This window comes from uncultured Christiangramia sp. (assembly GCF_913046405.1).
In the GTDB taxonomy this organism is placed as follows: Bacteria; Bacteroidota; Bacteroidia; order Flavobacteriales; family Flavobacteriaceae; genus Christiangramia; species Christiangramia marina.
The window spans coordinates 1-11,278 of the sequence record NZ_CAJWRQ010000094.1 but is presented as its reverse complement, the minus strand read 5'-3'; the positions used below and the strand labels follow the sequence as shown (position 1 = coordinate 11,278).

The 11,278-nt window shown below is 39.8% G+C and carries 15 protein-coding genes; 8 read left to right on the top strand and 7 right to left on the bottom strand.

All coding sequences use genetic code 11. The features are described from left to right. Positions 1 to 244: 244 nt before the first annotated feature. From QZ620_RS11505 to purN, 3 genes are all read right to left on the bottom strand, one after another. Positions 245 to 1,168 carry a PfkB family carbohydrate kinase gene (locus QZ620_RS11505; protein WP_295181755.1) on the bottom strand — a complete coding sequence of 308 codons (924 nt, stop codon included), beginning with the start codon at positions 1,166 to 1,168 and terminating at the stop codon, positions 245 to 247. A 74-nt stretch (positions 1,169 to 1,242) separates the two neighbouring features. Continuing rightward, entirely contained in the window at positions 1,243 to 1,707 is a 465-nt protein-coding gene (gene rnhA, locus QZ620_RS11500; protein WP_295181753.1) for a ribonuclease HI, read from the bottom strand. A 5-nt stretch (positions 1,708 to 1,712) separates the two neighbouring features. Beyond that, positions 1,713 to 2,303 carry a phosphoribosylglycinamide formyltransferase gene (gene purN, locus QZ620_RS11495; protein ID WP_295181751.1) on the bottom strand — a complete coding sequence of 197 codons (591 nt, stop codon included), beginning with the start codon at positions 2,301 to 2,303 and terminating at the stop codon, positions 1,713 to 1,715. Between the two features lie 146 nt (positions 2,304 to 2,449). Between purN and QZ620_RS11490 the strand changes: the two genes are divergently transcribed. The 5 genes from QZ620_RS11490 to pyk all read left to right on the top strand — a co-directional run bounded on the left by QZ620_RS11490 (position 2,450) and on the right by pyk (position 6,717). Then, positions 2,450 to 2,686: an acyl carrier protein gene (locus QZ620_RS11490; protein ID WP_013069791.1), complete on the top strand. Its 237-nt coding sequence runs from the start codon at positions 2,450 to 2,452 to the stop codon at positions 2,684 to 2,686. A gap of 14 nt (positions 2,687 to 2,700) precedes the next feature. Continuing rightward, positions 2,701 to 3,954 (top strand): beta-ketoacyl-ACP synthase II, encoded by a 1,254-nt coding sequence (fabF, locus tag QZ620_RS11485; RefSeq protein WP_295181744.1) that lies wholly within the window; start codon positions 2,701 to 2,703, stop codon positions 3,952 to 3,954. Positions 3,955 to 3,957: 3 nt separating this feature from the next. After that, positions 3,958 to 4,689 carry a ribonuclease III gene (rnc, locus tag QZ620_RS11480; protein WP_295181742.1) on the top strand — a complete coding sequence of 244 codons (732 nt, stop codon included), beginning with the start codon at positions 3,958 to 3,960 and terminating at the stop codon, positions 4,687 to 4,689. 118 nt (positions 4,690 to 4,807) lie between these two features. Next, positions 4,808 to 5,287, top strand: coding sequence for an IPExxxVDY family protein (locus QZ620_RS11475; protein WP_295181740.1), 480 nt, complete (start codon positions 4,808 to 4,810; stop codon positions 5,285 to 5,287). Then, positions 5,287 to 6,717, top strand: coding sequence for a pyruvate kinase (gene pyk, locus QZ620_RS11470; RefSeq protein ID WP_295181738.1), 1,431 nt, complete (start codon positions 5,287 to 5,289; stop codon positions 6,715 to 6,717). Before QZ620_RS11475 ends, pyk begins: the two co-directional genes overlap by 1 nt. A 57-nt stretch (positions 6,718 to 6,774) precedes the next feature. On the opposite strand, the gene QZ620_RS11465 is transcribed toward pyk, so the two are convergent. Then, entirely contained in the window at positions 6,775 to 7,275 is a 501-nt protein-coding gene (locus QZ620_RS11465; RefSeq protein ID WP_295181736.1) for a lipocalin family protein, read from the bottom strand. Then, positions 7,275 to 8,366 carry a DNA polymerase IV gene (gene dinB / locus QZ620_RS11460; RefSeq protein ID WP_295181734.1) on the bottom strand — a complete coding sequence of 364 codons (1,092 nt, stop codon included), beginning with the start codon at positions 8,364 to 8,366 and terminating at the stop codon, positions 7,275 to 7,277. The genes QZ620_RS11465 and dinB overlap by 1 nt, the downstream gene beginning before the upstream one ends. Before the next feature lie 45 nt (positions 8,367 to 8,411). Between dinB and QZ620_RS11455 the strand changes: the two genes are divergently transcribed. From QZ620_RS11455 to QZ620_RS11445, 3 genes are read left to right on the top strand one after another with little or no spacing between them, the layout of a single operon-like run. After that, positions 8,412 to 9,083 (top strand): NAD(P)H-binding protein, encoded by a 672-nt coding sequence (locus QZ620_RS11455; protein WP_295181732.1) that lies wholly within the window; start codon positions 8,412 to 8,414, stop codon positions 9,081 to 9,083. Continuing rightward, positions 9,080 to 9,553 (top strand): CYTH domain-containing protein, encoded by a 474-nt coding sequence (locus QZ620_RS11450; RefSeq protein ID WP_295181730.1) that lies wholly within the window; start codon positions 9,080 to 9,082, stop codon positions 9,551 to 9,553. The genes QZ620_RS11455 and QZ620_RS11450 overlap by 4 nt, the downstream gene beginning before the upstream one ends. After that, a complete protein-coding gene (locus tag QZ620_RS11445; RefSeq protein ID WP_295181727.1) occupies positions 9,550 to 10,050 on the top strand; it encodes a YciI family protein in 501 nt (166 codons plus the stop codon). The genes QZ620_RS11450 and QZ620_RS11445 overlap by 4 nt, the downstream gene beginning before the upstream one ends. On the opposite strand, the gene trxA is transcribed toward QZ620_RS11445, so the two are convergent. After that, positions 10,043 to 10,339, bottom strand: coding sequence for a thioredoxin (gene trxA / locus QZ620_RS11440; RefSeq protein ID WP_295181725.1), 297 nt, complete (start codon positions 10,337 to 10,339; stop codon positions 10,043 to 10,045). The two genes, QZ620_RS11445 and trxA, sit on opposite strands and share 8 nt — an antisense overlap. Before the next feature lie 52 nt (positions 10,340 to 10,391). Beyond that, complete coding sequence (locus tag QZ620_RS11435; RefSeq protein ID WP_295181723.1) at positions 10,392 to 11,252, bottom strand: phosphatase PAP2 family protein; 861 nt, start codon at positions 11,250 to 11,252, stop codon at positions 10,392 to 10,394. Between the last annotated feature and the right edge of the window lie 26 nt (positions 11,253 to 11,278).

Sequence of the window (11,278 nt, the reverse complement as noted above, 5' to 3'; positions counted from 1 at the left end):
ATACTGGCAAAACCTGCACCATCCTGACCACGGTTGTGCTGTTTCTCCATAAGCAGGTACATTTTGTTTACACCATAGAAGGCGGTACCATACTTCTTTTTATAATAGTCTAATGGTTTAAGAAGCCTTATCTGTGCAATTCCACATTCGTGTTTTATAGCGTCACTCATAGGGTCTTATCTGGAATTTGTTGTGTTGTTGTTTATGTCACAAAAAAAGCCCTGAAATTACAGGGCATGTTTTACTAATCTAATTTTGTTTCAAAGTGCGTTAGCTTCTTGAAATCGTGAAGCCGTTCGTTTACTTCCTCGCGAGATAATTTCTGCATCCGCTCTGTTCCAAACTTTTCAACGCAAAAGGATGCGAGGTTAGATCCGTAGATGACGGCGTTCTTCATGTTCTCAAAAGAAATGTCATTCGTTCTGGCAAGATACCCAATAAAACCACCAGCAAAGGTGTCACCTGCGCCAGTTGGATCAAAGACTTCTTCCAGGGGAAGGGCAGGAGCATGGAAGATCTGATCTTCATGAAAAAGCAGCGCTCCATGCTCTCCTTTTTTAATTACTATATATTTAGGACCCATTTCAGCGATCTTTCTGGCAGCTTTCACCAGAGAGTATTCACCTGAAAGTTGTCTTGCTTCCTCATCATTAATAGTGATTACATCTACTTTAGCAATAACTTTGTCCAGATCTTCAGGAGTATTGTCCATCCAAAAGTTCATGGTGTCAAGAACAACAAGCTTAGGATTCTCGATCTGTTCCAGTACGCTCAATTGCACCAATGGATGAAGGTTTCCTAACATTACGTATTCTGAATCCTTATAATTATCAGGAACTACCGGGTTAAAATCTGCAAGCACATTCAATTGTGTGTCCAGGGTATCCCTGCTATTTAAGTCATTATGGTAACGACCACTCCAGAAGAATGTTTTACCGCCTTTTACAACTTCGATCCCTTCAATATCGATCTTGTTATTCTTCATTAGGTCGAGGTATTCCTGGGGAAAATCATCTCCCACCACAGATACCACTGCGCTGTCTATATCGAAATTGGCTGCAGACAGGCCTATATAAGTTCCTGCTCCACCTAAAATTTTATCTGTTTTTCCAAATGGAGTTTCAATAGCATCAAAAGCTACAGTTCCTACAATAAGTAATTTACTCATAACGGGTTTTAAATTGTCGCTGCAAATATACAGTTTGTTTTTCAAGCTGTAAACCTGATTGCCAGGTTCAATTGTTAAGCTTTATAACCATCGTCTGCAGGAAGGTCCTTTCCTTTGGAGGCCATTACTGCCAGTGCATCACAACGCTCATTCTGTGGATGATCATTATGTCCTTTGATCCACTGGAACTCAACTTTATGTCTTCGGAAGACCTTAAGAAAAGCTTTCCAGAGATCAGCATTTTTTCGATTTACAAAATTTTTCTTTTCCCAGCCGAAGATCCAGCCTTTGTTCACGGCATCTGAAACATAGCGGGAATCTGTAAAAACTTTAGCGGGTGTTCCGGGTGTTTTTAATTTGCTCAAGGCGACGATCACAGCCATAAGTTCCATCCTGTTGTTGGTAGTAAGTTTAAAACCCTGAGCGAATTCCTTCTGGTAAGGTTTGCCAACCCATTCCATTACGATACCAAAACCACCGGGACCGGGATTGCCCCTAGCAGCACCGTCTGTATAAATATGCACCTTTGGTGTAGTCACTTAATTTATTTTTGCAGGAGTTGCTGGATCACTTCCGGGAAGTGCTTGTATTCCAGCGCATGAATTTTTGTGGCAAGACTTTCTGGGGTATCTTCCGCAGTAATTGGAGTGGTGGCCTGGAAAATGATATTTCCTTCATCATAACGTTCATTTACATAGTGAATACTAATGCCACTTTCTTTTTCTTTTTTCTCTATGACTGCCTCATGAACTTTATTTCCATACATACCTTTGCCACCAAATTTAGGTAGTAGCGCGGGATGAATATTGATGATACGATCTGGGAATTCAGCAATAATCTTGGATGGGAACAGCCATAGAAAACCTGCCAGAACAATAAGATCTGGATTCATATCTTCCAGAATATGAAGTACTTCATTGGTCTGGTAGAATGAATTTCTGTCAAAATGCAAGGCTTTTACCTGTAGGTCATACGCTCTTTTTAAAGCGCCGGCGTATTTTTTATTGGAGAATACCGCTAATACGCTGGTATCACTGGATTCCTGAAAGTACCTGATAATATTCTCGGCGTTCGTACCGGAGCCTGAAGCAAAAATGACAATCTTCTTTCTGGTCGTATTTCTTTTGTCACTCAAAATAAGGCTGTTAACAATTATTAGGATGTAAAATTAACTGCTTTGAGTGAATTTATGTAAATTACCATCACATTTTTGGAGTAAAAATCGGTTTTAAAATAAAAGTTTTTATTTTTGCCACCTAATCAAAATTAAAATAAAAAATTATGTCAGACATTGCATCAAGAGTAAAAGCTATAATCGTTGACAAATTAGGAGTTGACGAGAATGAAGTTGTAAACGAAGCCAGCTTCACCAACGACTTGGGTGCTGATTCACTAGACACAGTTGAATTGATCATGGAATTCGAAAAAGAATTCGACATTCAGATTCCAGACGATCAGGCAGAAAACATTGCAACTGTAGGTCAGGCAATTTCATATATCGAAGACGCTAAAAAATAAATCATAGACACCATATGGAGTTGAAGCGAGTAGTAGTTACAGGCCTTGGAGCCTTAACCCCAATTGGTAACAATTTAGAGGAATATTGGGAAGGACTTAAAAGTGGAAAAAGTGGTAGCGCGCCTATCACTTATTTTGATACTGAAAAGTTCAAGACTAAATTCGCATGTGAACTCAAAAATTTTAATCCTTTAGATCATTTTGATCGCAAGGAGGCCCGAAAACTTGATAGGTTCGCTCAGTATGCAATGGTATCTGCAGACGAAGCTATCGAGGATTCTGGTATAGACCTTGAAACGGTAGACAAATATCGCGTTGGCGTTATTTGGGGTGCCGGCATAGGTGGACTGGAAACTTTCCAGAATGAAGTCATTAACTTCGCTGAAGGTGATGGTACTCCAAGATTCAATCCTTTCTTTATTCCGAAGATGATAGCAGATATTGCCCCGGGTAATATTTCTATCAAACACGGATTTATGGGAGCAAATTATACTACAGTATCGGCATGTGCATCGTCTGCAAACGCAATGATAGACGCACTTAACAACATTAGGTTGGGATACAGTGATGTAATTGTTTCAGGAGGATCTGAAGCTGCTGTGACACTGGCAGGAATGGGTGGATTTAACGCAATGCATGCCCTTTCTACCAGAAACGAAAGCCCGGAGACAGCCTCAAGACCATTCGATTCCACAAGGGACGGATTTGTTCTTGGCGAAGGAGCTGGAGCTCTTATTCTAGAAGAATATGAGCACGCTAAAGCAAGAGGAGCTAAGATTTATGCTGAATTGCTTGGCGGTGGTCTTTCTTCAGACGCTTATCACATGACTGCTCCGCATCCGGAAGGAGATGGAGTTGTTGCTGTAATGAAAAACTGCCTTAAGAATGCAGGTTTAAAACCAGAGGACGTAGATGTGATCAATACACATGGTACTTCTACGCCACTTGGGGATGTAGCTGAACTAAAGGCTATTTCCAAGGTATTTGGAGATCATGCTAAGAACATGAATATTAATTCAACGAAATCAATGACCGGTCACCTTCTTGGTGCTGCTGGAGCCATTGAAGCAATTGCGTCGATACTTTCAATGAAATATAGTTTGATCCCGCCTACCATCAACCATGAGAACATTGATGAAAATATTGATCCTGAACTTAATCTAACCCTGAACAAAGCTCAGGAAAGAGAAGTCAAGATCGCTATGAGTAACACGTTTGGTTTTGGAGGTCATAATGCCTGTGTAGTATTTAAAAAATTAGACGAATAGACCATGAGCGTCATTCGTAACATATTAAATTCCCGCTCTTATAAAGGCGGGAATTTTTTTAATATCCTAACTCAAATCCTGGGTTTTAAACCAAAGACACTTTCTCCATATAAAAAGGCATTTACCCATCGCTCTCTTAATCGAAGAGATGAAGATGGTAATGCCATCAACTTTGAACGACTGGAATTTCTTGGCGATGCCATGCTTAGTGCGGTGATCGCTTCTCATCTATTTAGAGCAGTTCCCGGCGGTAATGAAGGCTATCTTACTAAAATGCGTTCCAAGGTGGTGAGTCGTAAGCACCTGAATGAACTAGGGAAAGACCTGGGTCTTATCGAACATGTTCAAACCAATATCCCTGTCACTCAATTTGGAGTGAATATTCATGGAAACCTGTTTGAAGCTCTCGTTGGTGCTATTTATCTTGATAGAGGTTATAAATATTGTGAACGCTTCATTTACGAGCGAGTGATAGATCCATATGTGGATATAGAACAACTGGAAGGAAAAGTAATTAGCTATAAAAGCCTGGTAATAGAATGGTGCCAGAAGGAAAAGAAGGAATTTGATTTCGAAGTCTACGAAGATACTGGGAATGATGAACTTAAACATTTCGCGGTAAAACTCCGAATTGAAAATCGGGTGGTAGCTAAGGCCAGGGCAACTTCAAAAAAGAAAGCTGAAGAGAAAGCATCGAAACGCGCTTACTACGCACTTCAGACTAAAATAAAATAATTTGCGAAATTAACGTAAACTATAACGTTTTCGTAGAAAATTATGAATTTTAGACCCCTAATATCTTCATTTCAGCAATGATATATTATCTTTAACCTTAAATTCCGAATTTGTGCTTATGCATAAGGAACTGCTTGAGTTTGAAGATGAGAGCTTTCAATTGATCGCGATCTACTCTTCTTTAGAGGGGTATAGAATGGCTTATTTAATTAATAAGAATTTGCGAACAAAGCTGGAGAGAGAGGCAACAGACATTGATTTTAATCATTCTGAATATCACGCCTTTTATGCTCTTTACTCTTTCAAAGACCCAAAAGCTTACTACAGCGTTGAACTGGTTACCAATAAGTTCAAGGGAGAACCGAAAAGGATTCTAAGTACAGGTTCCCTTTTTAATGAGGAAAAGTTCAGTTCAAAAGAAATTAACCTTATACCTGAATATAGTAAAGTTGATTTTTTTCTTAAGATAAGCGAGGAAATTCTACCTAAAGAATTCATCAGGATTCTGAACAAGATTAATCAAATTCCAGGAGTACAGGCAGCTTACGCTATAGAAGTGGATAAGCTGAAGAACAAACAAAATCTAATTTTCGAATAATGCCGACCAACAAGAAAACCAAAATAGTTGCCACACTGGGCCCTGCAACCAGTAGCAAAGATACTTTAAAGAGAATGTTGCAGGAAGGTGTCAACGTATTTCGTATCAACTTTTCACATGCAGATTATGAAGATGTGAAAGAACGGGTGCAGATGATTAGAGAACTTAACGAGGAAGAAGGTTTCAATGCCGCGATCCTTGCCGATCTTCAGGGTCCAAAACTTCGTGTTGGAGTCATGAAGGAAGAAGTTGTGGTTTCTGAAGGTGACCATATCACGTTTGTAACTGGAAAACCTTTCAAAGGCACTTCTGAACGGGTGTACATGAACTACGAAACTTTTCCGCAGGATGTTAAAGCCGGGGAAAGAATACTGCTGGATGATGGAAAACTGATCTTCGAAGTGGTTAAAACCAACAAGAAAGATGAGGTTACTACCAAAGTTATCCAGGGTGGACCATTAAAATCAAAAAAAGGTGTAAACCTTCCAAATACAAATATCTCTTTGCCTGCGCTTACAGAGAAAGATGTCAAGGATGCCAAATTTGCCTGCGAACTTGCTGTGGACTGGATGGCACTTTCTTTCGTAAGACATGCTGAAGATCTTATGGAACTTCAGAAATTGATCAATGAGCATTCAGAATTCAAAATTCCGATCGTTGCTAAGATCGAAAAACCTGAAGGTGTAGAGAATATTGATAAGATCGTTGCTTATTGTGACGGACTTATGGTAGCACGTGGAGATCTGGGTGTGGAAATTCCTGCTCAGGAAGTTCCTCTAATTCAGAAGAAACTGGTACTTACAGCTAAGAAAGCACGAATCCCGGTGATCATCGCAACTCAAATGATGGAAACCATGATCACTAGCCTTACGCCTACCAGAGCAGAAGTGAACGATGTTGCGAATTCGGTAATGGATGGAGCAGATGCTGTGATGCTTTCCGGAGAAACTTCCGTAGGACAATATCCGGTACAGGTCATTCAGAAAATGGCGCAGATCCTGGAAAGTGTAGAGAATTCTCCACTTATTAAGGTGCCACACGAACCACCGCACGTAAGAACGAAAAGATATATTACTAAATCTGTTTGTTATCACGCAGCGCACATGGCTAACGAGATCAAGGCTAAAGCGATCTGTACGTTAACTAATAGTGGTTATACGGCATTCCAGATCTCTGCATGGAGACCAGAAGCTCATATTCTTGTATTTACATCGAACAGAAGGATTCTTAACCAATTGAGCCTCTTATGGGGTGTGAAAGCCTTCTTCTACGATAAGTTCGTGAGTACAGATGAAACTATTGACGATATTAACGATATGGCGAAACAATATAAATTCGTGGAAATTGGAGACTTTACGATTAACCTTGCCGCAATGCCAATTACCGCTAAGGGAATGGTGAATACGCTAAGAGTTTCTGAAATAGAATAGAACCTTTCAAGTTTAGATATAACGACCGGGTATCTGCAAAAGCAGGTATCCGGTTTTTTAATGGTGAAAATATCGGTCACCGATATCCAGATCTTCCCGAACAAGAATATCTTTGATCAATCTACTCTTATTTCCGTATTGATTATGCCTGAATACAACCTCTAGTGTGTCCATAGTTAACTTCAGGATCTTGAAGTCTTTGTATTCTTTACTGGTACTTAGGAGTTCGGGAATTTGCGGACTCGTAATTCGCAGATAAGGTTCGTTTTTTGCCCCTTTCTTAAATTCCCAGGTGCCAACGAGACTCGGTCCACAATTCTTATTTTCGCCATTAATGTCTCGAACGCTATGATCATTTGAAAAACTCTGGCGACACTCCATAAAACATGGTCCCATGTTCATTCGAACGTTGTTGTTGGAACGCCTTGCGAGTTTCCATGTCTTTGCATCGTCACCCGCTAGTAAGATCGCGGTATTTTTCGGCAACTCGTATACCTGATCTTCCTGGCAGGATATCATGCCAATCATAATAAATATCAACAGCAATTTCTTAGTCATTAAAATTTAAATTTCAGTTGGACGAGGATTTCCTTTTCTTCTTCTTTCGTATCCGCCTTTTCAGTATTGAGATTGGATAGCGAAATGCCTAATAATCGTACTGAATTTTTCATTTTTTCCTGATATAATAATTCTTTGGCTATTTCGAGAATGAGTTCTTTACTGGAAATATAGTAGTTAATCGTTTTGCTTCTGGTTTGCTGGGTAAAATCACTGTATTTGATCTTTAAAGTAATTGTTTTCCCGGCAACATCAGATCTTTTGAGTCTGCGTTCTATCTCTTCAGCGATATTCTGAAGTTTCTCCAACATGAAGATTTCAGAAGAAATATTCTCATTAAAAGTTCTTTCAGCTCCGAGCGATTTTCGGGTTCTGTGCGGTTTTACTTCACTATGATGAATGCCGCGCACTACTCTGTAAAAATGTCTGCCGCTCTTTCCAAAATGTTCACTCAGATATTCTTCTGTTTTAGACTTCAAATCTTTACCGTTAAAGATGCCGAGCCGATACATTTTTTCAGCAGTTACTTTTCCCACACCATAGAATTTTCTAATGTCGAGGTCTTCCAGGAATTGCAAAACTTCTTCCGGAGCTACTGTTTTTTGTCCGTTTGGTTTATTAACATCACTGGCGACCTTGGCGATGAATTTGTTCACAGATATTCCTGCGGAAGCGTTTAAACCAGTTTTTTCCTTGATCTGGTCTCTTATCTTTTTAGCGATAAGCGTCGCACTCATCAGGCCTTTTTTGTTCTCGGTAACATCAAGATATGCTTCATCCAGGGACAAGGGCTCGACCAGGTCTGTATACTCATAAAAGATCTCCCTGATCTGTGCTGAAATTTCGCGGTATCTTTCAAAGTTTGATTTCACAAAGATAAGATCGGGGCAATTCCTTTTGGCCATCACGCTGCTCATCGCGCTTCGCACACCAAATTTCCGGGCTTCATAACTAGCTGCGCTTACCACTCCGCGTTGTGAACTTCCACCTACTGCGACTGGCTTACCCCGAAGTTCGGGATTGTCCAATTGCTCGACTGAAGCATAGAAGGCATCCATATCTACATGGATAATTTTGCGAAGTTTTTCCACCTTGCAAATTTAAGTAATATCTTAGTCTAATTAATAGCTACTGCAATGGAACAGGCGAAAACAGCAATCATCCTGGGAGCTACCGGTCTAACCGGTGGAATTCTTTTAGATAAATTAATTAAGGATGATCGTTATAGAAAAATCAAGGTTTTTGGAAGAAATCATGTGTCTCAAAAAAGTGAAAAGATCGAGGAATATCTCATTAATCTTTTTGAACTTGAGAAAGTTCAGGAACTATTTACCGGAGATGAGGTGTTCTGCTGTATAGGAACTACAAAAAGTAAAACTCCAGATAAGGAATTGTATCGAAAAATTGATTTTGGAATTCCTGCGACCGCAGCCAAATTAGCTAGAAGGAATAAAGTTGACACCTTTATGGTCATCTCAGCTTTGGGTGCAGATGAGGAAAGTAATATCTTTTATAATAAGGTAAAAGGAGAAATGGAAGGTGCAGTAATGGAACAGAAAATTTCAAATACTTACATACTACAACCATCTTTGATCGCTGGTGACAGGGCAGAGAACAGGTTCATGGAATCCATATTTATTAAATTAATGAAATTGGGCAATCACTTGCTTATTGGAAATCTTAAAAAGTACCGAAGTATAGAACCAGAAGAGATAGCCAATGCCATGCAATATCTGGCAAATCATCCCTATGAAAGCGGAAGAATCGAATCTGATAAGATCAAGGCTTTCAGCAACACTTCAGCATGATAGAAATAGAAAGAAAATTTTTAATTACTTCAGAAGCATATAAAAGTGAAGCCAGTAGTAAAACATTATTCGTTCAGGCTTATTTAAATACGCATCCGGAAAGAACCATCCGCATACGCATCAAAGCTGAAAAGGCATTTATGACCATCAAAGGAAAAAGCTCTGAAAATGGCGTTTCCCGATACGAATGGGAGAAGGAAATACCGGTTAATGAAGCTGAAGAACTGCTTAAACTTTGTGAACCCAGCAAAATTGAAAAGTACCGTCATCTCGTGAAAGCTGGAGCACATGTTTTTGAAGTAGACGAATTTCTTGGAGAAAATAATGGACTTACGATCGCAGAAGTGGAACTAAGCACTGAAAATGAACATTTTATAAAACCAGAATGGCTGGGTGAGGAAGTAACCGGCGACCATAAATATTACAATTCACAGCTTATTCTTAATCCATATAAAAACTGGGAAAAATGAAAAATCTAGTATTAGTAGCAATCCTGTCCTTATTCTTATCCTGTGATCAATCTGCCAACAACTCTTCTGAAGAAATCGTAGAAAATACGAAGGATACAACCGTAATAAAAAGCGCTGATGTAAGATCCATTGAAGAAGATCTTAAAAAGAAAGGTTACCAGACTTTTAGTTATATGGAAGGAGATACCACATATCTAATGCAGCAGTATTATATGGTTTTCTTGAAATCGGGTCCTACAAGAGGCCAGGATTCTACCGAGGCTGCAGAACTTCAAATGAAGCATATGGCTCATCTGGAGCGTATGGCCACTGAAGGTTATACCAGTTTAACGGGACCTATGGGAGATGATGGTGACCTTCGTGGAATCGTAGTTTTTAATACTGCGACTCAAGCCGAAGCAGATAGCCTGGCAAATTTAGATCCCATGGTGAAAGCTGGCAGACTAAAAGTTGAAATACATCCATGGTGGGCGGCCAAAGGAGGAAAGCTTAAATAGAATTGATTTTACTTACAATATCGTGTTTGGGTAATAAGCCTGACTGTCTCCAGAATTGTTTCCCATCCTTGAAGAGGATTATGGTGGGAACACCTCTAACCTGGTATTTCGAAGCCAGTTCCTGGTTCTTGTCCACATCGATCTTCACGATCTTTACACCTTCCCCAAGATCGTTTTTCACTTCTTTAAGTATAGGCGCCAAAGATTTGCACGGTCCACACCAGTCGGCATAAAAATCTACCAGTACTGGTGTATCTCCGGAAATAATATCACTAAAACTACTTTTCATGTTTTTCTTTTAAAGTTAAGAAATGCCTGGTCTTAATTATTTTAAAATCAGGTTAAAAAGTACCTACGATCCCTACCCGGCCAAGACCTACCTGCATTTTCCAGCTTATTTTATTGGGATTCTGTACTCCGTAGTTTCGTTCGTTCTTCAGGTATTTATCTATACTGTCCACAACCGCAACGCTAATTGCAAGACTAAGTCCAACATCGGTAAGCCAGTGTGCACCAGACCAAAGCCTGGAAACCGGCGAGACCATTCCAACTCCAATAAGTCCAGCCTTTACAAAAGGATTATCGAACTGCTTGGATAAAGCATACAGTGTTGTAAAGGAGAGGATCGTATGCCCAGATGGAAAGGAGTGGTATTTTCCTTCACTGCTGAAAGGGTCAAAACTCCCTTTGCCTTCGCCACCTGTGGGTCTGGCTCTTCCTACTATGGTCTTGGAAATCGACTGAATGATTCCGGAAGCAGTAGCTGCAGAGATCATCAAAACCCCTGTTTGTCTTATTTTCTCATTCTTGGTGAATAAACCAACCAGGTAAACCGCACCAGTTACTCCGTAATTATTTTGCGGACTCCCAAAATACCATCCAAAATCCTTTACAAGTTCAGGAGCATCTTCGCCCTGATCCATAAAGTATTCACTGGTTTCTTCATCGAAAATGTAAAGGGCAGCGGTACCGGCAACTACAGCTCCGGCCGTGATAAAATCATCTTTTTGCCATCTAAGGGGAGAAGAATAGGTGTTCTTTATTCCGCCAAAAGCACTGGCACCGTCGTATTTTAGAAGTTCCCAGGTGGTGGGAATACTATCATTTTCTGGTTCTGGCTTATCTGTATCCTGAGAATAGGTAAAAGAAGAGATAGTCAAAAACACCAAACAGAAACAAAGGGATTGTAATTTTCTAAGCATATTATAATTTTAAAAAGTGACCTCAA